This is a genomic window from Chitinophaga parva (assembly GCF_003071345.1).
Taxonomy (GTDB): Bacteria; Bacteroidota; Bacteroidia; order Chitinophagales; family Chitinophagaceae; genus Chitinophaga; species Chitinophaga parva.
The window spans coordinates 2,384,876-2,405,179 of record NZ_QCYK01000001.1; the positions used below are offsets into that span (position 1 = coordinate 2,384,876).

Below are 20,304 nucleotides of genomic sequence, written 5' to 3' on the forward strand. Positions count from 1 at the left end.
TGACAATGCAGGTACAACTGAAAGGTACTGTGACGGCGGTAACCTGCCGCTGATAGGGATCATCGCATTTGCTAAGACTGGTCAATGACCACTTTTACAGGATCGGCTAACTTTCTGTAAAATTTGTCACCATGAAAATAATAACTGCGGTCATAGATGCCCTTCAGTTCAATGAGACGCAACTGAACAACTTTTACCAGTTGGCAAAGACGGTGGACGGGGAAGTTACCATTGCATTACTTGAGCATACGGTAGCAGAAATGTATCCCCTGGCCGCGGCAAATCCTGAAGTATTTGCCAATACGTTTGAAGCGCTGGACCTTCCCTCCAAAGCCGAATTAGAGCAACGGGTGCAGCAGGGGCTTAAGAAGTTGAAAGATCTTTGTCTTATCAACCATATAAAAATGGAATTGCACGAAGAAACGGGTTTACCGGTGGCGTCCTTATTGAAGGAAACCCGGTTTTCAGACCTGTTACTTATTAATCGCGATGCTTCATTTTCCACGTTGTTGAGAGCAACGGAGCCCAGTCTATTGCCGGATGTGCTGGCAGGGGCCGAATGCCCGGTGGTGGTATTGCCTGAAGTGCTTTCACCGGTGAGGGAAGTGATCTTTACATTTAATGGCAGTTATTCCTCCATGTATGCCATCCGGGAGTTTACACAGCTAATGTCTTGCTATCACAGCCTTCCGGTAACAGTGCTGTATGTGAAGGAAAAGCAACAGCCGTTGCCGTTTGAAAAACAGTTGAAGGAATACCTGGATCACTATTACGGGCAGGTTTCTTTCGTTGTGATGGAAGGTGAGCCAGCTACCGTATTGTCTGGTTATGCTGCACAGCATCCCCAGGCTATTGTTACACTCGGGGCGTACGGGCGGAGCAATACATCGCGTTTCTTTCATCACAGTGACGCTAACCGGTTAGCGTACCAGTCTGGACTTCCCTTATTCATTACCCATGCCTGATACAGCAAGTTCAAAAGCAGGCGCTGATATTTTCTCTTGCGCGGGATTATCATTGCCCGCAATATGGGACATTACCGGAAGTAGTGATGGCGGGCTGTCTGCAAAGGAAGCGGAGCGCCGGCTGGAAGCAGAAGGGCTGAATGTGATCCATGCAGCCAGGCAGGAAAAAGAATGGTTGTTATTGTTGTCTCACTTCAGGAACCCCCTGGTGATCCTGCTGCTCATCGCGGCGGTGATCTCTTTTTCATCGGGGGAGCCGGTCAGCGCTATGATCATCATGGCGATCATTTTAGCCAGTGTAGGGCTGGATTATTGGCAGGAGCGGGATTCCCGCAATGCGGCGGAGGACCTGCAGCACACCCTGGCCAATAAAGCCCTCGTGCTGCGCGATGGCGTTTATATTGAAGTCCCTGCCAGCCAGCTATGCCGGGGTGACATCGTACAATTGGAAGCAGGCAGGATCATTCCTGCAGATGGGAGGATGATCTGGGGCAGGGATTGTTTTGTAAACCAGTCTTCGCTTACCGGGGAATCTTTCCCCGCGGAGAAAAATGAAGGGGTAATTAAAAACGGTGCCGGCCTTGATAGCCTCCACAATATGCTGTTCATGGGATCGAGTATGATCAGTGGCAATTGCAGGATGGTGATCACGCAAACGGGGAAAGCCACCGAGTTGGGTAAGATCGCCGGTACGTTAAGCCGCCGTGCACCCATGAATGGCTTTGAACGGGGCATCCGTAATTTTGGATGGTTGATCCTGAAAGTAAGCGCTATCCTCGTGCTGTTCATTTTCGTGGTCAATGCGTGGCGCCACCAGGACCTGCTGCAATCATTCCTTTTCGCCATTGCTATTGCCGTGGGGCTTACCCCGGAACTGTTACCGATGATCATGAGTGTTACAATGTCCAGGGGGGCCACCCGGATGGCCCGGCTGGGCGTGATCATCAAACAGGTAACGGCGATTCCCAATTTTGGCAGCATGGAGATCCTGTGCACGGATAAAACAGGTACGCTTACAGAAGACCGCATTGCCCTGGTGTGCAGCGTAACGCCGGCTGGCACGGCCAGTAAGGAAGTGGAGGAATTAGCCTATCTCAATAGTTATTTCCAGACCGGTGTAACCAGCCCGCTGGATACGGCCATACTCGATTGCAAGGTAGCAGTACCGGCAGATTACACCAAAGTGGATGAAATTCCTTTTGATTTTTCCCGTAAGCGGGTGAGCGTAGTGGTGCGGATGAAAAATGAAATGGTCCTGATCACAAAAGGCGCCCCGGAGGAAGTTTTTAAAACATGCGGCTTGAGCCCCGAGGCTATTGAAGTTGCCAATCAGCAATACACGCTTTTGAGCGGGCAGGGATTCAGGGTATTGGCGGTAGCCACACGGACGTTGTCAACTACGGGCCCGTACAGTATTGCAGACGAATGCCAACTGCAACTGGCGGGCTTTGTGGCATTCCTGGATCCGCCCAAAGCTGACGTAAAGCAGGTGATCGATGCACTACAGGAAATGGGAATAGCGATAAAGATCCTGACGGGAGACAACCACCTGGTGACACGGGCGGTGTGCGACAAGATCGGGTTGAATGTAACCCATATCCTGCAGGGGACGGAAATGGATGCATTAAATGACGATGCGCTGGCCCAGCGCATCCGGCATACTACTATATTTACGCGTGTGCTGCCGGAGCAAAAGAACCGGATCATACAACTACTAAAGAAGCAACATGCCATAGTAGGTTATCTTGGAGACGGCATCAACGATGCGCCCGCGCTGAAAACGGCAGATATAGGCATTACGGTGAATAGTGCAGTGGACGTGGCAAGGGATGCGGCAGACGTGATCCTGACCCGGAAGGATCTGAAGGTGTTGCAGGATGGTATCCGGGAAGGGCGAAAGACCTATTGCAATACCATGAAGTACATCCGCATGACCCTCAGCTCCAATTTCGGTAATATGTTTTCCATGGCGGCAGCCGCCATGATCCTGCCTTTCCTTCCCATGTTACCGGCGCAGGTGCTGGTCAACAATTTTCTGTATGATACCTCGCAACTGGCCATCCCTACTGACACTGCAGATGATGAGCAGCTGCGTATTCCCCGCCAGTGGGACCTGCCAAGCCTGCAGCGGTTCATGCTGTGGTTTGGCCTGTTAAGTTCCCTGTTTGACCTGTTGACCTTTTACCTGCTTTATCATCATTTTAAGACAAGTCCTGTTTTGTTCCGTACCGGTTGGTTCATGGAATCGCTGGCTACGCAAATACTGGTGGTTTTCATTATCCGTACGGACCGGGTGCCATTCTATAAAAGTAAACCGGCTGGTGCACTTGTGTGGAGCGCATTGGCTTGCCTCCTGCTCGGGTGGGTGCTACCTTATAGCATATTGGGCCGGTATATGGGCTTTACCCAGCCGCCCTGGCACGTCATTTTGTACATTGCCGTGCTGGTAGTGCTTTACCTGGTAAGCGCCGAGCTACTGAAACGCGCACTGCTGCGCTTCTATGGTAATAAAAAGGCGCCGCTGGAACGGCGCCGGGAAAAAGTTGTTATTTGAATTTCAGGGCCAGCGTTACAATGTTGCTGGTAAGCCCTGTGGACCGCATATAATGGCCGTACCGAAGTTCCAAGGAACTAAAATGCTGGTAGCCCAATACCCCTTTGGGAGGCGATAACCGCAGGTTAGCCCCAACGAAATTACTGTGCAGTGAGGACAGGTCATAGTCGCTGGTATAGTAAGTTTCCGCCGGGTTGTGCTGGCCGTATGACTTGAAATAGCGGGTGCCCTGCTGTGTGTTGTAGCGGTAGAAGGGACTGAGGGAGAGGAACGGCGTAAATTTCACCGGTACTTCAATTTCTGCGGTATGTGCGCGGATGCCCCAGTTATCCATATAATACCGGTAAAAAGCACGCACAATAAAGTGATCATCCAGGAAGTAGCTGAAACGTACACCGATCGGCAGTTTGTACCGGTTGTCCGGCAGGTTTTCCGCCCGTTCGGATCCGTCTGTAAAATAGTTGCGCTGGTAACGGGTGGCCAGTAGCCCGTGTTGATAAGAAGGCTCCGCGATGATCATTGCCTGTAGCCTGGTATTGATCACCTGCGACAATGAAAAAGATGCACTGTAAGAATCGCGTGGCTTGTTTTCATAGGGCCCTCCTTCTTGTCCCGGCGGGCGCAGTTCTATGGGCAGGATCACTTTCCAGGTATCAAAGAAAGCCTGTGCTTTAAAGTCAAACTGCCGGTTCTTGTCTTTTGAAAGACGGGTAAGAAGGAAGCCGATGCCGCGCGACTGGTAATCAAACTCAGAGGATAAAGATGCGCTTACACCAAAAGCATTGCCTGTTTTCTCATTGGAGCGTGTCCAGTGTAAAGAAGGGTAGACGCGGGTGTCTGCAGATGATGCAGATGAAATGGTGTGCGGATCTATCTTGTCAGAAGAAGCCGATGTGTAGTGGTCAATGCCCAGTTCAAACTGGAAAGTGTGTTTAAAACCAGCCGCATTGAACTTGGACACCTGGATGTTGATCGTGTTGGCAAAGTCGGTGAGTTTTTCCGTACCAATGCCCCCTGTTACGGCGGAGTTATTACCATCCTGGTGATAGTAGCCGGATACAAAATTGATCTCATCCAGGTGCAGGGTGCGCGCTACATAGTGGCTGCTGTCTGCCGGGCTTTGTGCATGCGTGGTGAGCATGCCTGCCCATAGCGCCAGTATGGAAAGGGATATTTTTTTCATTACTTGCTTCCTTTACATTTAATTACAACCGCATCCGCCGCCGCTCTTGCCGCCATTGGCACCGGAGCCGCCTTCGCGGTATAGCTGGAAGTTCTGTTCAAATTGTTGCGACCTGCGTGCGGATAACTCCATTTCAGAATCGTTGATCTTGCTTTTTTGGTAGGCCTTTACCGTGGTACAGGCTGAGAAACCTGCACAGGCAAGTATCACCAACCAGGTGCGGAGCCTGCTGTTATTGTGTAACATGTATGTTGTTTGTATGAGAGAGATGATTTTGGTCGTCTATGATAATGCAGGCAATGTTGCGCAATTGGTTCACCAGGTGCAGGCCCACTTTTGCGCCCATCACCATTACCGGGGTTGCCATGGCATCTGCCAGTTCTGCACTGGGGCAAAGTATGGTGACGCTCTTTACACCGGTAACCGGCAGGCCGGTGGCAGGGTCTATCGTGTGGGCGTACCGTTTGCCGTTGATGGTGGCATATTTCTCATAATTACCGGAGGTGGCAATAGACATGTTGCTGATGCGCAATGCGGAGAAGGGTTGCCTTGCCTGGTCCGGATCTGCAATGCCAATGGTCCAGGGCGCTCCGTTAGGTTGTGTGCCCCAGCAGGTTAGGTCGCCGGCTGCGTTCACAATGCCGCTTTCCACGCCCTGTGATTGCAATAGCTGGCGTGCTTTATCTGCCGCATACCCCTTGCCGATGCCTCCAAACCCTATCCGCATGCCTTTTTCTTTCAACATCACGGTGCAGTGCGTTGCATCCAGCAGTACGTTCCGATAATTAATAAGCCGTACGGATTGCCTGGCCACTGCAGGATCTGGCAGGGAGGTCATGTTGGTATCAAAATTCCACAGGCTTTTGTCGATACCACCGTAAGTAATGTCAAATGCGCCTTGTGTAAGACCGGATATTTTAATGGAGCGCTCTACAAGCTGGAAAAATTCCTGTGATACCTTCACGGGGGCAATACCCGCCATCGCATTAACGGCGGCAGTTTCACTGTCGTCGCGGAAGGTGGTTAACATCGTCTCAATGCGCTGTATTTCCCGGATGGCTGCAGCAATGCGGGCCCTGGCCCAGGCTTCGTTCCCACTGACCACCGTGATCTCAAACCGGTTGCCCATGAGCCGGAGCACTTCCTTATAAAGACTGGTAGCGGCTTTAGTGGCTGGCATGTAATTGCTGTTCTATTTCTCCTACAAATTGCGCAGGTGTTTCATCGGGGCACCCTTCCCAGGTTTTGATCACTTTTCCATTACTGTCCAGTAGCAAAGTATATGGAAATTTACCGTCAGGGTTGTATTTATCTGCCAGTGCCTCGTTGCGTTTTACCTGGTCTTTGGGCAGCTGGTTCTTTTTCTGGCGGGGAAAGTCGGCCCTTACCAGCACCAGGTGATCTGCCGCGTAAGCCTCAAAGTCTTTTGCTTCCAGGATGGTACTGCGCAGTCGGATGCAGGGGCCGCACCAATCGGAACCCGAAAAGTTTACAAGCAGATATTTGTGGGAACTGGCAGCGTCCGTGCGGGCTGCCTCAAAATCGCCGGACCAGGTAAGACCCGGGCCAAACATCATAAACAGGACAATCGTAATTAATTTCATCTGGTGCGTAATTATTGCCTGTAATTTAACACCGTGGCGGCAATTTTATTGTGTGAGCGCCGCCTCTCAGGACTGGCTGGTATCGCTGTAAGCTTAAATTCTGTATTGAATCTGTACCCTTGGTAACGCCTGCCTGTGGCCGGTTTGAGGCGCCCCTGGCCGTCCCGGGGGCTAAATGTTAAAATGTTGCAAATTATAGATGTCCTGATAAAAATGCACCTTGCCGAAGGCATCGGGCCAGGCGGTATTATAAAGCACCATTATGTATACCGGCTGGTTGAGCATGATCGTCTCGGGGGCCTGGTGTTTGAGGCATTCGTTGGATAAAAGGGATTTTGCCACTTCAGGTTTGTCCGCCAGTAAAATGCGGGCCAGTGCCATGGCTTCTTCCACCCGTATGCAGCCGTGGCTGTAGAAGCGCCGTTCAAACATGAACAGGGTTTTCGAGGGCGTGTCGTGAAGGTAAATATCATATGGGCTATTGAAGCTGAATTTAATAATGCCCATGGCGTTATCGCAACCGGTAGACTGGCGCAGGCGATAGGGGAAATGGCCAGGGCCAAGTTGTTGCCATGCGATATGCCGGGGATTAACAATGCGGTCGCGGGCATCCAGCACCTGGAATTGATTGTTTTCCAGGAAACGGGGGTTCCGGCGCTGCTCCGGGAGCAATTCCTTCACCGCGATGCGATGGGGCACCGACCAGTACGGGTATAACTCGGCGCTGGTAATGGTGCTGCACAAGGTATGGGTAGGCGTAGCGGGTTTCCCGGGAATTACACGGGTATAGAGCAACAGGCTGTCGTTCCGGTAAAATTGCAGGTCGGCGGAGGGGAGATTTACAATGATCACCGGTTGGCCGGCCAGGTACCGGCTGGCCCAGCGCACCTGGTCCATGGCAGCCTGGATAGCATGGATGCGGGCCGCGAGGGGGGCACGCAGGGTATCTGTGATCATGTCGCGGTAATGTTGCAGCGATTTTTTTAACGCACGGTAAAGACTGTTACCGGGCTCCATCCTGGTCATGAATTGCCCGAAACGTCCTTCGGCTACGGCATCGGCCAGTTGGGCGCTGACCGGGAGCGGAGGCTCGGGGGTGTAGTGAAGACCATTGAAATCTACCGGAGACAGGCCCGGCCTGCCGTAAGCCACGTCATGAAAATATTGGGTAGCAATACAGGTCAGCTCCTGGTTAGCAAAAGCCGTGTCATTCTGGTCAGGTAATTGCTGGCGGCCATCACACAAAGTCTGGACATAGCTAACGTTGTAGTCTTCCGGCGGAAGGCCCAGGCTGTCTGCCTGCAACAGGTACCGGTATAATGTGTCCAGCAGTGGGCTGCCTTCCTCATTGATCCAGCTGATCGCTGCAGGTGGAGTGTTCAGGCGCGGGAAAGCGGTGGCCGCATACAAACCGGATTGCGCGCTGGCACCTGGCAAACGGAACATCAGCAGGCAGGCTATTGCCGCGAAATATAACCTGTAAGGCATATAAAAATATTGGCGGGTAAAAAAACGCCGCTGGCGCCTTACAGGGCGCACAGCGGCAGTTGCAGGCGGTTGTCAGCTAACGGGGACATGTACCGGGCCTCCGTTACGACGTGCCTCTTCTTTTTTGGGGAGCGTTAACTGTAGAATACCTTTTTCGTAGCTGGCGGCAATATGTTCCTTGTTCACACCGGTTGGCAAGGTAAAGCTGCGGGTGAAGCTGCTGTAGTTATACTCCCTGCGGGTGAAGCGGGTTTTGTTCACCTCTTTTTCATCTTCTTTTTCCGCGCTGATGGTCAGGTTACCTCCTTCTACTACTATTTTGAAGTCATTTTTTTCCATCCCGGGCGCCGCGAGTGAAATTTTGTAATCGTCTTTACTTTCCACTACGTTGACCGCTGGCAGGCTGGCAGATGCCCAGTTGGGACGAAGCTCAAAGCCATCGAACCAGGTGTTCCAGGGCCGGAAAAATTCATCGAAAGTACTGGGCAGGAAATTGTTTTTGGTTAATGCTTGTGTAGACATAAATCCTCTTTTTTATCGGGGGTGATAAGATCGGTTTACGCTGTCAAAATTAGACGGAAGAAAAGCCATTGCAAATGACCCTGTACAGGCGCACATATGACAATGATCAATGCTGCTGCAGTGTTGTAATAGCACGCTCATATGGTAGTGTCCTTCCGGCAAAGCATAAGTCCCGGGTATCCGGGGCGCCTTTCCATTTCCCGGCATGTGATACAATTTACTTAGGCCTTAACTGATCAGGATCATTGCGGAAGATGACCATGGTCAGCGTTTATATGGAATCCTTAGTTTAGTTTCATATAGATCAGCATATGTGTTAACGGTGTTGAAAATATTAAGCGAAAGCCATAACTTCACAAAACCCCTGTCCATTTCACTTCTATTTCACTTGAACAGACTATGTAAGTCACAGAGCATCCATCCTGTGTTAATTTAGCCCGGAGCAATCATGGAATTGGTATTCCCAGAGATGACAGTAGCCTCTCTTTGAGCATTTTTTCCGTACCAGGAATATGTCCAATCATTTACCAAGCATAATCATTTCGTCATGGCAACGATCTTACTCATTGAAGACAACGACGATATCCGCGAAAATACCGCGGAAATACTGGAGCTGGCCAATTATCATATGCTCACTGCAGCTAATGGTAAAATAGGGGTCCAGTTAGCGCTTGCGCATCATCCTGATATTATTATTTGTGATATTACAATGCCCGTGCTGGACGGGTATGGCGTGTTGCACCTGCTGCACAAAAATGAAGCAATGGAGAACATTCCCTTCATCTTCCTCACAGCAAGCGCCGAGCGAAGCGAAATGCGCAAGGGCATGGAACTGGGAGCAGATGACTATATAACAAAACCATTTGATGCTACAGAATTGTTAAACGCCATTGAGAGCCGGCTCAGGAAGTCAGCGAGGCTCAAACAGGATAATGGAATAGGTATAGACGGCCTAAGCAGCCTGATACAAGCTGTATCCGGCAAGGATCTCCTGGACGCCTTGCACCAGGACCGGAACATAAACCGTTACAAAAAGAAGCAGATCGTGTATACGGAGGGAAATCATCCCGCCAGCCTTTTTTATGTACTCAAAGGTAAGGTGAAGACCTACCGTCGCAATGATAATGGAAAGGAGCTGATCACCGGGTTATTCGGTGCAGGCGAATTCCTGGGGTATGTGCCCATGCTGGAAAACAGTGTCTACCGTGATCAGGCAGAAGCGATCGATGACACGGAGCTGGCGGTTATACCCCGGAGTGATTTTGAAGAACTGGCCCTGCATAACCCGGAAGTGATGCAGAAATTCATCCGCATCCTTACCCGTAATATTCTTGAAAGGGAACAACAATTGTTGAGCATCGCTTATAACTCGTTGCGGAAAAAAGTGGCGGATGCATTATTGACGCTCTGGAGAAAATATAATATCAGTAGCCAGGCCCAATTCAGCCTGGAAGTAAGCCGCGACAACCTGGCCGCGGTAGCCGGCGTGGCAAAGGAATCGCTGATACGTACACTGGGCGACTTCCGTGAAGAGCGCCTGCTGGCGATCAAGGAAGGATGTATATTCCTCACCGATATACCACGCCTGGAACAGATGATGAATTAGCCAGGCTTCGCTGCGGATGCCTGTGATTTTAAGGATGCGCTACGAACAAGGGGATCTTCTTCCCGGCGGCCATGCCGGCCGCAAAGCTGCGGTGAAAAAGCTCAGAGAGACCAGAACGGCCAAACGCACCGGTGACCAGGATAGGGTTACGCGGTCCGGCCAGCCATTTAGCAAAATCGTCATGATCATCCTTATTGAGCCGGTAAGTGCTCAGCGATGGGAAATGAGTTTCAGTGTGCTCCCGGATGTAAGTTTCATAAGGGAGCTCGTTAGTGTCCTTTGAGGCTACATATACAAGGTACACCGGTAGTTGCTTCCACTGCGGGCAAAGGTTGGCAAATTGCCGGATGGCATAGGCGGAGGCGCGGCTGCCATCATAGGCCAGCACTACGGATTCCGGGTAATTTGCCTGTTCGGGTATCAGGATCACCGGGCATTCTGCTCCATGCAGGATGTCCCGCATATAATCACTGGGTGTGTTGAAGGTAAGATCATTATAGAAGTCTTCACCGCACAGGAACATCAGGTCCGCAAAGCGGCTTTCCAGCTTCAATGCCGGTAAGGCCTCCTGGTAAAGCTCGCGGTGTACACGGAATGATATATTGTTCTCACGGCAGTGTTCCTTAAAATCCCGGACATGGCTGTTTACCAGATAAGCGTCCCCCGCATCAATGGGAGGTTTGTACAGACCGCCTTCAGGTAGGGCATAGGTCCAGTTATACACATATTTGCGGGGCAGGAAAGCGCCTGCTATTGTAACGGGGTAATGGGCGTTGATGCGGTTAATAAAATCAAATGCGTTACTGGCGCTGTGTAACCCGTCTGAAACTAACAATACCTTGTTCATAACCTGTTTTTTAGGTGAGTAACATGATAGATCCTGTGAAGTTATTGATAACAGGATCTGCCCGAAGCTAGGTGTTGCTGCCGGCAAGAGAAATGATAGCGGTCAATGACCGGTATGACAGCAGGTTGCCTCATTCCATTACCAGCACTGCTGCGCCCTGGAACTCACCTGCCCTTAGTTGTTGCAAAGCCAGGTTGGCTTCCTGCAGGGGGTAGGTCTTAATAGTGGTATGTACATCCATACCTGGCAGCAGGTGGAAAAAGGTGACACCGTCGTGCCGGGTAAGGTTGGCAACAGATCGTACTACCCGTTCCTCCCACAGCAGGTTATAAGCAAAAGATGGAATATCACTCATATGAATACCGCCGCACACCACGACGCCACCTTTGTCTGTATCCGCAAGCGCTTTGGGTACCAGTTCTCCGGCTGGTGCAAAGATGATGGCGGCATCGAGTTTTTCAGGTGGCGTTGCCGAAGCATCACCCGCCCAGCAGGCTCCCAATTCCCGGGCAAAGGCCTGGGTGGTTACATCGCCATCCCGTGTAAATGCATAGACCTCCTTACCTTGCCGTACCGCTACCTGGGCGAGAATATGCGCCGCCGCCCCAAACCCATAAAGGCCGATGCGTCTTGCAGTTGCACCGGCCATCATGTAAGCGCGGAAACCGATCAGGCCTGCACACAATAGCGGGGCCGTACCCGGAACGGCCATCCCGCTGTCCAGCGAGATGCAATAAGCAGCATAGGCCACCGTGTACCCTGCATATCCACCATTAACCGTGTAACCGGTAAATAGCGCATGCTCACAAAGATTTTCCAATCCTTTCCGGCAATAACGGCAAGTGTTACAGGTGTAGGCCAACCAGGGAATACCCACCAGGTCGCCCTCTTTCAGACTGGTCACCATCTTGCCTAAAGCTACCACGCGGCCTACAATTTCGTGCCCTGGTATCAATGGAAGCGCGGGATGCGGCAATTCCCCATCCACCACGTGAAGATCTGTACGGCACACACCGCAGGCGATCACTTTCACCAATACCTGTTCCGTCCCAGGCACGGGAACAGGCACCATGGTATATTGAAGCGCGCTGTTGGTGGCCGTTAATACCATTGCAGGCATTTGCGCAGGAATGTTCATAGCAATTTTTCAGGAAAAGTAGGCAAGTCCTTTTTCACGGATGATGATGCAGGTCAGTTGCCGCGCTGATTTGCACTTCAATGGCGCGCCCGCTTTGAGGTTGCCATGAATTAGCAGCGTTGGTGATGCCGGTCATTGCCAGCGTTGCATATCCGGGATAATTTCGGCCATGTGAAAAACAATCAATTGTTTAACCAAAATTTTTCAACATGAAAACAGATAACCAGATCCAGCAGGACGTGATGGATCAACTTCAATGGAACCCCATGCTGGATGCGGCAGAGATCGGGGTTTCGGTTAGGGACGGTATCGTTACCCTGTCCGGCATAGTAGACTCCTATGCAAAAAAAGTAGCCGCGGAAAATGATGCTAAAAAAGTAGCAGGAGTAAAAGCGGTTGCGGAAGACATCCAGGTAGGACTTTCGCCACTTTTCAAGAAGACCGATACTGAAATTGCAGATGCGATCCTGAGAACGTATAAGTGGAACATTTCCGTACCGCAAAACAAGATAAAAGTGAAAGTAGAAGATGGTAATGTCACTTTGGAAGGACAGGTTGACTGGTTCTTCCAACGCAATGCAGCCAAGGATTCTATTGAACATCTCATTGGTATACGGCACATTAATAATTACATCGCCGTGGCGCAACGCGCTACACCGGCGGATGTTAAAAACAAGATCATATCTGCCTTTTACCGGAGCGCAGCCCTGGACGCCGATAAGATACAGGTTGATATTATCGGCAATCATGTGACGCTGACTGGCAAGGTGAGATCTTTTGCTGAGAAGGATGATGCTGCCATTGCCGCCTGGTCTGCACCGGGAGTAAGCACCGTTGATAACCAGATTGAACTGGCGGCTGAGGAATACGCACTCTGATCATATACGGGGACAAGTTGTACAGCATGACGGCCGGCTTGTCCCTTTTTCATTTTTCATTGGTATCTGTCATGTTTTATATGTTGTCTATGCACAAGGGATATCTCCTAACCTGTTTATGCCTGATACTGCTGCCGGGCTATGATTGCCAGAAAACAGAGCGCCTGCAACAGGCATTTAAGAAGGACCGGCTGGTTGTAACCCCGCTGCCGGCCGATACCACCATCCTGGTGGATACACTTGCCTATAATGCCAGGTTACAACGATTGGCGCATTGGCCGGCATCATCACGCTGGCCGGTGAAGGCGGCATACCCGCTTCGCGGCGCCATCCTGCCTTTTAAGCGGGTGGTGGCTTTTTATGGAAACCTGTATTCCGGAGGAATGGGCATACTGGGCGCATTACCGCCGGAACAAATGCTGGATAAGTTGCAGGAGGAAGTGCAGCATTGGACAGATGCTGATACTACCACGCCGGTAGTACCGGCGCTGCATTACATCGCCGTTACCGCCCAACGAACTCCCGGCCCTGCCGGCCGGTACAATCTTCGCATGCCGGACCAGCAGATCGATAAGATACTGGAGCTTGCGGCGCGTGCCCATGCATTGGTATTCCTGGATATCCAGGTAGGACATAGCCACCTCCAGGATGAGATCCCGTTACTTAAAAAGTATCTTGCCATGCCACAGGTGCACCTGGGCATTGACCCCGAGTATTCTATGAAAGATGGCAGTGTTCCATGCGCCAGCATTGGTACATTTGATGCGGCGGATATTAATTATGCATCCGGCTGGCTGGCAAACCTGGTGCGGGAAGAGGGAATCCCACCGAAGATCCTGGTCGTACACCGTTTTACGCAGGCAATGGTCACCAATTACGCCAATATCCGCACGTGTCCCGAGGTGCAGATCGTGATGAATATGGATGGATTTGGGTTCCCGGGCAGGAAGATCGATACCTATGTGCATTGGATAGCCGGGCAGCCGGTGCAGTTCACCGGCTTCAAGTTGTTCTACATAAACGACGTACGTGACAAAAGAAGTACGGGATTAATGACCCCGCAGCAGGTGCTGGCGCTAACGCCACAACCCATTTACATTCAGTATCAATAAAAATCCCCATGAATAGCTACTCCCAATCCATGATGTGGACCGTCCTTGTTTTTTCATTGGTATGTATTAACAGGACATCCTTGGCGCCTGGAAATAACGCCCCCATCCGGCAGGAAGAAGGCCGGCAAATTCCGGTACTTTGTTATCATCATGTATATACCGACATGAAAGGACACGCACCGGCCTACAGCATCAGCCTTCATAATTTTCGCGCACAATTGAAGATGCTGGCAGACAGTAATTTTCATGTGATATCGCCCGACCAGTTGTATGATCATCTTTGCTGTGCGGCAAAATTGCCGGACAAACCAGTATTGCTGACCTTCGATGACGGAAACCAGGAGCAGGCCACCCTGGTGGCGCCCCTGCTGGACAGCATGGGATACAAAGCCACGTTCTTTATTATGACAGTAACGATCGGTAAACCGCGCTATTTGTCTGCAGCGCAAATTGCCACCTTGAGCGCGCATGGGCATGTGATCGGCGCGCATACCTGGGATCATCCCGATTGCCGGACACAGACAGTAAAGGATTGGCCAGTGCAACTTGGAAAACCTAAGCAGGCACTGGAGCACATCACCGGGAAGCCGGTGGTATATTTAGCATGGCCGTTCGGCGCGTGGAACGAAGCTGCCGTAAGTGCCGTAAAACAATATGAATATAAAGCCGCATTTCAGCTGGCAGGGAAACCAGGCGAAACACCGGGATTGTATACGATCCGCAGGTTGATGGTAGCGGGCAACTGGGGAGGAACGGAGCTGTATAACGAAATGTTGAGAACCTTTAAATAAGTTGCTGGCTGGCTGCCGGCGGCTGCGCGTCTGTAGTGGCAGGCGGCTGCTCGTTTGCAACGGCCTTTCCCAGGCCGGGCAAGGTGTCCATTAATTGCCGGTAAAGCTGGCGCTGCACGGTAAGCCAATGTTTTTCCAGTTGCTGTAAACGCTGCCGGGTGGTTCCTGCAGGGGGATAAATGTTCCGGTCACTATGGATGAGCTGCAGGTATACATGGCTATCTAAATATTGCCCGATCAGGTCAGTGTAAGTGCTGAGCGTTGCTGCATTTATGGCCGATGCCGGCCCCCGGTACGCCGGCAGATCATGTTCAAACGCAGCCAGGTTGTATTGCAGGTCTTTGAGGCCCTGGCGCAAGGGGTGGATCGCATACGGAGCGACCGGATCGTTTTGCAATGGTTGAAGGCATTTCTTGAAAAAACGTTCCATATCTCGGCCTGAAACCTTGTGAGGAAGGCGTTTCTCTAACTGGGTGAACGCATGTTTAAGTTTTTTTACAGAATAGGTCTGCATGGCGGCGATGGCTTGTAACCGCAGTACATGCGCATCAATGTCGGCTGCGTAATCAGACAGCCCCTGTTGTGCGTTGATCATCGTTGCCTGGAGTTGATAGGTCCGGATGCGGCCGGCTATGGTATAGGCTGCTTTAAGTTTTTTGGGTAGCTTATAAGGCCGGTGGCCAGGCCTCGCGGCAGATAGCAGGTGAAGGGACGCACGGAACTTTTTTACCTGTACGCGGAATGTATGGACTGCTTCCGGCGTATAACCGGGGTGCATAGCTTGGAGGCAGGTCAGCAATTTTTTATACTGGTGACGGAAAATACGCCGGATTGTTTGCTGTTTCATAATGATGACTTTGGAATATGACCAACAGGTATTATTGATGGGCGATAAACAATGGGATCTTTTTACCTTCAGACAGGGACGCTGCAAAGCTGCGACGGAATAACTGGGAAAGCCCCGAGCGGCCAAAGGAGCCGGAGACCAGTATGGGCCGTTTTGTTTTTAACCATTGTTCATCCTCGTTAGGTGATTTTCCGCTGATACATTGTACCGTAAGGTTGGGAAAGTGTGCCCTGGCCAGGTCCAGTATCTTGTCCTGGTAAGGTAGATCCTTGTCTCCTTGTTCACTCAGGTAGATCAACATGGCAGGCAGCTCGCACCAGTGAGGAAATAACGTGGTAAAACTACGGACGGCGTATGCCGAGGAGGCACTGCCGTCATAGGCCAATATCACGGTTTCAGGATATTCCGCTTCTTCTGGTATCAATATTACGGGACACTCCATTGCATGGAGGGTTTCGCGCAGGTAGTCGTTGGGCGTGCTGAAAGAAAGGCTGTTATAATAGTCAGCATTATTCAGCAGCAGGAAGTCTGCAAAGCGGCTCTCACGACGGACAATAGGCAATGCATCTTTTTTTAGCTCCCTGCATATTTTGGCTTCAATACCATTGGTAGCGCAGAGCTGCTTAAAGTGGGCAATGGTATCATCAACGCTGGAAATATCATTTTCATCGATGGGTGGCACGTAGAGTGCGCTCAGCGGATAGGCATATGTCCAGGTGTTGGCGATTACGATTTGCGGAAGGAAGGCTGCTGTTAAACAGATCGGAGCTTCCCTGTGCAAGCGTATGATAAAGTTTCCAATGTGACTGATGTCATGAAGGCCATCAGTTACCAATAGCGCTTTTTTCATGGCTATGCAATTTAGGCGTGGATGAAATGCCGGAATATATCCCTTAAAAGTTGTCCCGGGCTACAGTAGGCCGCTGCTCCTGTACGGCACGGCCAATGCAGTAAAGCAGGTCAGGGTCAAGATCGCCATGGCATGCTGGTTTCAGCCCGTCATGCTCATCACGCGAAAAGAAAATATGCATACCATCTACCAGTACACTAATACTCCGGCAGTCGCCGTCTGTCCTGATCTCTACCGGCAGTTCGTAATGAACACCGCGGTGCTCCACGTAAATGGGATAGGTTTCTGTTTCCATGACATAGTATTTTTAGCGTATTACGATATGAATTACTCAAAAGGTACGCTTGTAGGCTCTTAATACCGATGATCATGATCAATACGACCGCTAAAGTGGATCAATGTGTGCGGGATGCTGGTACCAAATAGGAAAGCGGCTGCCTTGGAGGAGGTAGCCGCTTTCCTGCTGTTGATTATAGTTGTTAGCAGTGGGATAAGAACAACGGGCATTTGACCTGCCTGATGAGCGTATTGCAAAGCTGGTTGTGAAAAAGACGGTAGAGGCCGCCGTGTTGTTGCGCCCCCATGACGATGAGCGTGTTAAACGGCTGGGTTTTGAGATAATCCAGGATCGTCTCCTCTACATGTCCCTGCAGTACGGTGTAGCGGGCGTTAGGATGGTGTCTTTTCATGAATTCTTTCATGAGATGGCTGTCAGGTGTGTGGTTGCCGGTGTGGGTGGCATTCACGGTTAGTATTTCCAATGGCAGGAGGTTCAGTGCCGGTACCGTGTAATTGAACATTTTGATAGCATGTACCGAAGATGGCGAACCGTCAAACAGCATGATCACTTTATCCACGTCCACGAATTGTTCATTGACCAGGAATACCGGGCATTGCACTTCCGTGAGCAGCTGGCGTATGAAGCCCGTGGGAGGGTTCTCTTTCTCAACGGACATCGTTTCGCGGCTGTCTATCACCAGCAGGTCTGCATATACACTTTCCCGCAGGAGGTCATCCATGGCAAAGCGCTGGTCGCGGTGCACTGTGCAGGTCACCCCCTCATTCCTGCAGGCAGATTCAAAATAGTCGATAGCGGCGTCCCTGCAGGCGGTATCTGCCTGGATAACCCGGTCTGCCTCATCGTTCCCGGTGTATTGATGCAGGATTTCGTAAGGCGCCAGGCTGTTGTACAGCATGCTTTCAAGGGAAATGCCTACCACGTGGGCCGGCATGCTTTTGGCCAGCATCAGTGCGTATTGCAGTGAATTGTCTGAAAATTTAAGGCCGTCAAAGGCCACGATGATCTTTTTCATAGATCAATGATTGTGTGTAATGAATACGGGTTGTGTTACCAGTTCCAGTACCTGTTTGGCATGACTGGGCTGGAAGGCAGTTGAGAAGACACTCCGGCCATAGGCACCCATCACGATGAATGCACCATGTTTGTAGATCAGTTCTTCCATCAGGCCGGCGCGTACACTGGTTTCATAATTTATCCAGGTGATATTGGTATAATGCACTTCCAGCCACTCCTGTAGCCGCCGGAGATCCTCAGGTGCTATCTTATTATCTGCGTCAATGGTCAGCAGTGTAACCGGAAGCCGGTTAAGGTCCGGGAAAAGGTAGGTGAATTGCTTGATGGCGAATATGGAAGACAGTTTGCCGTCATAAGTGAAGATCAGTTGCTGTATACCCTCAAAACTTTCCGGCATCACGATCACGGGGCATTGGGCATAGTTAAGTAATTCCTTTACAAAACCGGTAGGCACCGGGTCCGGCGAATTCCGGAACGAAGTATCCGCATCTACAAGGATAAAGTCCGCGCAGACACTTTCACGGATAACTTCATTTACCGGTTCCCCACATTCACGGTAAATGTTGCAGGTGATCTCCTGTGTTGCACAGGCGGCGCGCAGCCGTTTTATATTTTGTGCGCAACTCCTCCTTTTCATGGTTTCCACCGGCGCGTCATCCAGGGTGACGCCGGCTTCCATTGCGCAGGCGCGGATTGTATGCTCCGTGCGCGTATCAAAAAGGGTGTCCTCCAGGAATATGGCAGTAAGGCTGGAGTGGGACAACTTGCAGAGATAGGCCGCAAATTCAACCGACTTTTCGCGGAGGCAAAGAGCGTCTGTGACAAATAATATTTTTTGCATATGGATGATTTTTAAGTAAAGTTAACCGGATGAGGGCTGGCCGCCGATGATGATCGTCAGCATTCCATATGACCTTGACGCCAGGGGCCGGGTATTGTGGTGATGCCGAAATTACCATCATGTATTCAAGTGATGTGGGTCATTCAAATGCCCATATCAGTCGCTTATTTTTGTTATTGCCGGATAGACGCTTAAATCGGACCCATATGAGCAACACTGCGATATCGCTGGAAAAAATAAGGGCAAAATTTGAAGATGTGTATGATGTTTATAGTTTCATTGCACGTTTTTTTAAAGAGGTATTCCTGCCGCCCTACGAGTTTAAAGAGATTATCAGGCAGTGCTATAATATTGGATACAAGTCCGTAGCACTTATCTCGCTTACCGGTTTTATTACAGGGATCGTTTTTACTAAACAATCACGCCCGTCGCTTGCCGAGTTTGGCGCAACATCGTGGCTGCCTTCCCTCATCGGTATTGCTATTATCCGTGCTTTGGCACCATTGATCACCGCATTGATTGCTGCCGGTAAAATAGGCTCCAACATTGGGGCGGAACTGGGATCAATGAATGTTACAGAGCAGATTGATGCAATGGAGGTCTCCGGTGTAAAGCCGTTTAAATTCCTGGTGGTCAGTCGCATCGTAGCTACTACACTTATGTTGCCTGGGCTGATGATCTATAATGCCTTTGTAGGTATTCTCGGCTCCTTCCTCAATGTGTACAATAATGAGATGACCAGTTTCAGGAACTATATCAGCGATGCATTCAGTAGCATTTCATTCCTGGATATCTCTGCCTCCGTCGTAAAATCGCTGGTGTTTGGGTTTACAATTGGGGTCGTGGGTTGTTATAAAGGATATCATACCACACAGGGGACGCAGGGAGTGGGGAAGGCCGCAAATTCGGCCGTGGTGGTGTCGATGTTCCTTGTTTTCATTGAAGAAATGATCATTGTTCAAATCGTTGATGCAATACGTTCGTTATGAGAAAAGAAGCGCCATACATCGATCCGGGGAAGGTAGAGATCTCTATCAAAGGCCTGGTTAAGTCATTTGGAGAACATGGTGTGTTAAAAGGTGTTGACCTGGATGTTAAGAAAGGTGAGAATGTGGTGGTGCTTGGCAGGTCGGGGAGCGGGAAATCGGTGCTGATAAAGATCATAGCAGGACTAATGTTTGCTGACCGCGGCGAAGTGGATGTTTTGGGACGGGATATATCCGCATTGACAATCAGGGAGCTGGATGACCTGCGGTTAAAAATGGGATTCCTGTTCCAGGGAAGTGCATTGTATGATAGTATGACCCTACGGGAGAACCTTGAATTTCCTTTTGTGCGCAGCCGGAAGAATATAGATAGAAAGACGGTGGACGAGGCAATAAGAACTGTATTGTCAGATGTACAGTTGCTCGACGCCATCGACCAGATGCCGGCGGAGTTGTCGGGTGGGCAGCGCAAAAGAGCAGGTATTGCGCGTACATTAATGTTACAGCCGGAAATCATGCTGTACGATGAGCCTACATCCGGGCTCGATCCCATTACAAGCGTAGAAATTATACATCTTATAAATGAGGTACAAAAGAAGCGACAGACCAGTTCTATTATTATAACACATGACCTTACATGCGCAAAGCACACCGGGGACCGTATTGCTGTCCTGGTAGATGGTGTATTTAAACGCATTGGAAGCTTCAAGGAGGTTTTTGAAACAAACGACCCGGATATAGCGGGCTTCTATACCTATAATTTTATACAGGATTGAA

Annotated in this window: 21 protein-coding genes; 8 read left to right on the forward strand and 13 right to left on the reverse strand. The window is 50.5% G+C overall.

Annotation, left to right across the window (positions count from 1 at the left end; translation table 11 throughout):
- Positions 1 to 131 precede the first annotated feature (131 nt).
- Both DCC81_RS09935 and mgtA read left to right on the forward strand, forming a co-directional pair.
- On the forward strand, positions 132 to 965 hold the full coding sequence (locus DCC81_RS09935) for a universal stress protein (RefSeq protein ID WP_108686373.1): 834 nt from the start codon (positions 132 to 134) through the stop codon (positions 963 to 965).
- On the forward strand, positions 958 to 3,519 hold the full coding sequence (gene mgtA / locus DCC81_RS09940; protein ID WP_108686374.1) for a magnesium-translocating P-type ATPase: 2,562 nt from the start codon (positions 958 to 960) through the stop codon (positions 3,517 to 3,519). Before DCC81_RS09935 ends, mgtA begins: the two co-directional genes overlap by 8 nt.
- Here the strand turns inward: mgtA and DCC81_RS09945 are convergent.
- The 6 genes from DCC81_RS09945 to DCC81_RS09970 all read right to left on the reverse strand — a co-directional run bounded on the left by DCC81_RS09945 (position 3,512) and on the right by DCC81_RS09970 (position 8,316).
- Positions 3,512 to 4,702 carry a DUF3570 domain-containing protein gene (locus DCC81_RS09945; protein WP_108686375.1) on the reverse strand — a complete coding sequence of 397 codons (1,191 nt, stop codon included), beginning with the start codon at positions 4,700 to 4,702 and terminating at the stop codon, positions 3,512 to 3,514. The two genes, mgtA and DCC81_RS09945, sit on opposite strands and share 8 nt — an antisense overlap.
- Positions 4,703 to 4,720: 18 nt before the next feature.
- Positions 4,721 to 4,948 carry a DUF4266 domain-containing protein gene (locus tag DCC81_RS09950; protein WP_108686376.1) on the reverse strand — a complete coding sequence of 76 codons (228 nt, stop codon included), beginning with the start codon at positions 4,946 to 4,948 and terminating at the stop codon, positions 4,721 to 4,723.
- Complete coding sequence (locus DCC81_RS09955; protein ID WP_108686377.1) at positions 4,935 to 5,882, reverse strand: FAD:protein FMN transferase; 948 nt, start codon at positions 5,880 to 5,882, stop codon at positions 4,935 to 4,937. Before DCC81_RS09955 ends, DCC81_RS09950 begins: the two co-directional genes overlap by 14 nt.
- Positions 5,869 to 6,306, reverse strand: coding sequence for a thioredoxin family protein (locus tag DCC81_RS09960; protein WP_108686378.1), 438 nt, complete (start codon positions 6,304 to 6,306; stop codon positions 5,869 to 5,871). The genes DCC81_RS09955 and DCC81_RS09960 overlap by 14 nt, the downstream gene beginning before the upstream one ends.
- A gap of 171 nt (positions 6,307 to 6,477) precedes the next feature.
- Complete coding sequence (locus DCC81_RS09965; RefSeq protein WP_108686379.1) at positions 6,478 to 7,794, reverse strand: L,D-transpeptidase family protein; 1,317 nt, start codon at positions 7,792 to 7,794, stop codon at positions 6,478 to 6,480.
- 72 nt (positions 7,795 to 7,866) lie between these two features.
- Complete coding sequence (locus DCC81_RS09970; RefSeq protein ID WP_108686380.1) at positions 7,867 to 8,316, reverse strand: Hsp20/alpha crystallin family protein; 450 nt, start codon at positions 8,314 to 8,316, stop codon at positions 7,867 to 7,869.
- A 547-nt stretch (positions 8,317 to 8,863) separates the two neighbouring features.
- On the opposite strand from DCC81_RS09970, the gene DCC81_RS09975 reads away from it, so the two are divergent.
- On the forward strand, positions 8,864 to 9,922 hold the full coding sequence (locus tag DCC81_RS09975) for a response regulator (RefSeq protein ID WP_108686381.1): 1,059 nt from the start codon (positions 8,864 to 8,866) through the stop codon (positions 9,920 to 9,922).
- Between the two features lie 28 nt (positions 9,923 to 9,950).
- On the opposite strand, the gene DCC81_RS09980 is transcribed toward DCC81_RS09975, so the two are convergent.
- Both DCC81_RS09980 and DCC81_RS09985 read right to left on the reverse strand, forming a co-directional pair.
- Positions 9,951 to 10,769: a universal stress protein gene (locus DCC81_RS09980; RefSeq protein ID WP_108686382.1), complete on the reverse strand. Its 819-nt coding sequence runs from the start codon at positions 10,767 to 10,769 to the stop codon at positions 9,951 to 9,953.
- A 130-nt stretch (positions 10,770 to 10,899) separates the two neighbouring features.
- On the reverse strand, positions 10,900 to 11,907 hold the full coding sequence (locus DCC81_RS09985; RefSeq protein ID WP_205686285.1) for a zinc-dependent alcohol dehydrogenase family protein: 1,008 nt from the start codon (positions 11,905 to 11,907) through the stop codon (positions 10,900 to 10,902).
- 209 nt (positions 11,908 to 12,116) lie between these two features.
- Here DCC81_RS09985 and DCC81_RS09990 point away from each other — a divergent pair, with 209 nt between their 5' ends.
- The 3 genes from DCC81_RS09990 to DCC81_RS10000 all read left to right on the forward strand — a co-directional run bounded on the left by DCC81_RS09990 (position 12,117) and on the right by DCC81_RS10000 (position 14,688).
- Positions 12,117 to 12,785, forward strand: coding sequence for a BON domain-containing protein (locus DCC81_RS09990; protein WP_108686383.1), 669 nt, complete (start codon positions 12,117 to 12,119; stop codon positions 12,783 to 12,785).
- 89 nt (positions 12,786 to 12,874) lie between these two features.
- Positions 12,875 to 13,897, forward strand: a complete 1,023-nt coding sequence (locus DCC81_RS09995; protein ID WP_108686541.1) for a hypothetical protein — start codon at positions 12,875 to 12,877, stop codon at positions 13,895 to 13,897.
- Positions 13,898 to 14,061: 164 nt separating this feature from the next.
- On the forward strand, positions 14,062 to 14,688 hold the full coding sequence (locus DCC81_RS10000; RefSeq protein ID WP_165806523.1) for a polysaccharide deacetylase family protein: 627 nt from the start codon (positions 14,062 to 14,064) through the stop codon (positions 14,686 to 14,688).
- On the opposite strand, the gene DCC81_RS10005 is transcribed toward DCC81_RS10000, so the two are convergent.
- The 5 genes from DCC81_RS10005 to DCC81_RS10025 form a co-directional block, all read right to left on the reverse strand.
- A complete protein-coding gene (locus DCC81_RS10005) occupies positions 14,681 to 15,535 on the reverse strand; it encodes a CHAD domain-containing protein (RefSeq protein ID WP_108686385.1) in 855 nt (284 codons plus the stop codon). The genes DCC81_RS10000 and DCC81_RS10005 overlap by 8 nt on opposite strands.
- A 31-nt stretch (positions 15,536 to 15,566) precedes the next feature.
- Entirely contained in the window at positions 15,567 to 16,316 is a 750-nt protein-coding gene (locus DCC81_RS10010; RefSeq protein ID WP_165806524.1) for a hypothetical protein, read from the reverse strand.
- A 112-nt stretch (positions 16,317 to 16,428) separates the two neighbouring features.
- The gene (locus DCC81_RS10015) at positions 16,429 to 16,680 is read right to left on the reverse strand and encodes a hypothetical protein (RefSeq protein WP_108686387.1); all 252 of its coding nucleotides are present in this window, start codon (positions 16,678 to 16,680) and stop codon (positions 16,429 to 16,431) included.
- 184 nt (positions 16,681 to 16,864) lie between these two features.
- Positions 16,865 to 17,698 carry a universal stress protein gene (locus DCC81_RS10020; RefSeq protein WP_108686388.1) on the reverse strand — a complete coding sequence of 278 codons (834 nt, stop codon included), beginning with the start codon at positions 17,696 to 17,698 and terminating at the stop codon, positions 16,865 to 16,867.
- 3 nt (positions 17,699 to 17,701) lie between these two features.
- Positions 17,702 to 18,541, reverse strand: a complete 840-nt coding sequence (locus tag DCC81_RS10025) for a universal stress protein (RefSeq protein ID WP_133177624.1) — start codon at positions 18,539 to 18,541, stop codon at positions 17,702 to 17,704.
- 206 nt (positions 18,542 to 18,747) lie between these two features.
- On the opposite strand from DCC81_RS10025, the gene DCC81_RS10030 reads away from it, so the two are divergent.
- Together DCC81_RS10030 and DCC81_RS10035 are read left to right on the forward strand one after the other, a co-directional pair.
- Positions 18,748 to 19,530 carry an MlaE family ABC transporter permease gene (locus DCC81_RS10030; protein ID WP_108686390.1) on the forward strand — a complete coding sequence of 261 codons (783 nt, stop codon included), beginning with the start codon at positions 18,748 to 18,750 and terminating at the stop codon, positions 19,528 to 19,530.
- Positions 19,527 to 20,303, forward strand: a complete 777-nt coding sequence (locus DCC81_RS10035) for an ABC transporter ATP-binding protein (RefSeq protein WP_108686391.1) — start codon at positions 19,527 to 19,529, stop codon at positions 20,301 to 20,303. The genes DCC81_RS10030 and DCC81_RS10035 overlap by 4 nt, the downstream gene beginning before the upstream one ends.
- Position 20,304 lies beyond the last annotated feature (1 nt).

What these genes read in the sequence shown, in the direction of transcription:
- DCC81_RS09985 (WP_205686285.1), bottom strand. Translation starts at nt 11,907, where the DNA reads ATGAACATTCCTGCGCAAATGCCTGCAATGGTATTAACGGCCACCAAC.
- DCC81_RS10015 (WP_108686387.1), bottom strand. Translation starts at nt 16,680, where the DNA reads ATGGAAACAGAAACCTATCCCATTTACGTGGAGCACCGCGGTGTTCAT.
- DCC81_RS09980 (WP_108686382.1), bottom strand. Translation starts at nt 10,769, where the DNA reads ATGAACAAGGTATTGTTAGTTTCAGACGGGTTACACAGCGCCAGTAAC.
- DCC81_RS09990 (WP_108686383.1), top strand. Translation starts at nt 12,117, where the DNA reads ATGAAAACAGATAACCAGATCCAGCAGGACGTGATGGATCAACTTCAA.
- DCC81_RS10000 (WP_165806523.1), top strand. Translation starts at nt 14,062, where the DNA reads ATGAAAGGACACGCACCGGCCTACAGCATCAGCCTTCATAATTTTCGC.
- DCC81_RS09955 (WP_108686377.1), bottom strand. Translation starts at nt 5,882, where the DNA reads ATGCCAGCCACTAAAGCCGCTACCAGTCTTTATAAGGAAGTGCTCCGG.
- DCC81_RS10030 (WP_108686390.1), top strand. Translation starts at nt 18,748, where the DNA reads ATGAGCAACACTGCGATATCGCTGGAAAAAATAAGGGCAAAATTTGAA.
- DCC81_RS09945 (WP_108686375.1), bottom strand. Translation starts at nt 4,702, where the DNA reads ATGAAAAAAATATCCCTTTCCATACTGGCGCTATGGGCAGGCATGCTC.
- DCC81_RS10020 (WP_108686388.1), bottom strand. Translation starts at nt 17,698, where the DNA reads ATGAAAAAGATCATCGTGGCCTTTGACGGCCTTAAATTTTCAGACAAT.
- DCC81_RS09965 (WP_108686379.1), bottom strand. Translation starts at nt 7,794, where the DNA reads ATGCCTTACAGGTTATATTTCGCGGCAATAGCCTGCCTGCTGATGTTC.
- DCC81_RS09935 (WP_108686373.1), top strand. Translation starts at nt 132, where the DNA reads ATGAAAATAATAACTGCGGTCATAGATGCCCTTCAGTTCAATGAGACG.
- DCC81_RS09975 (WP_108686381.1), top strand. Translation starts at nt 8,864, where the DNA reads ATGGCAACGATCTTACTCATTGAAGACAACGACGATATCCGCGAAAAT.
- DCC81_RS09970 (WP_108686380.1), bottom strand. Translation starts at nt 8,316, where the DNA reads ATGTCTACACAAGCATTAACCAAAAACAATTTCCTGCCCAGTACTTTC.
- mgtA (WP_108686374.1), top strand. Translation starts at nt 958, where the DNA reads ATGCCTGATACAGCAAGTTCAAAAGCAGGCGCTGATATTTTCTCTTGC.
- DCC81_RS09995 (WP_108686541.1), top strand. Translation starts at nt 12,875, where the DNA reads ATGCACAAGGGATATCTCCTAACCTGTTTATGCCTGATACTGCTGCCG.
- DCC81_RS09960 (WP_108686378.1), bottom strand. Translation starts at nt 6,306, where the DNA reads ATGAAATTAATTACGATTGTCCTGTTTATGATGTTTGGCCCGGGTCTT.
- DCC81_RS09950 (WP_108686376.1), bottom strand. Translation starts at nt 4,948, where the DNA reads ATGTTACACAATAACAGCAGGCTCCGCACCTGGTTGGTGATACTTGCC.
- DCC81_RS10005 (WP_108686385.1), bottom strand. Translation starts at nt 15,535, where the DNA reads ATGAAACAGCAAACAATCCGGCGTATTTTCCGTCACCAGTATAAAAAA.
- DCC81_RS10035 (WP_108686391.1), top strand. Translation starts at nt 19,527, where the DNA reads ATGAGAAAAGAAGCGCCATACATCGATCCGGGGAAGGTAGAGATCTCT.
- DCC81_RS10025 (WP_133177624.1), bottom strand. Translation starts at nt 18,541, where the DNA reads ATGCAAAAAATATTATTTGTCACAGACGCTCTTTGCCTCCGCGAAAAG.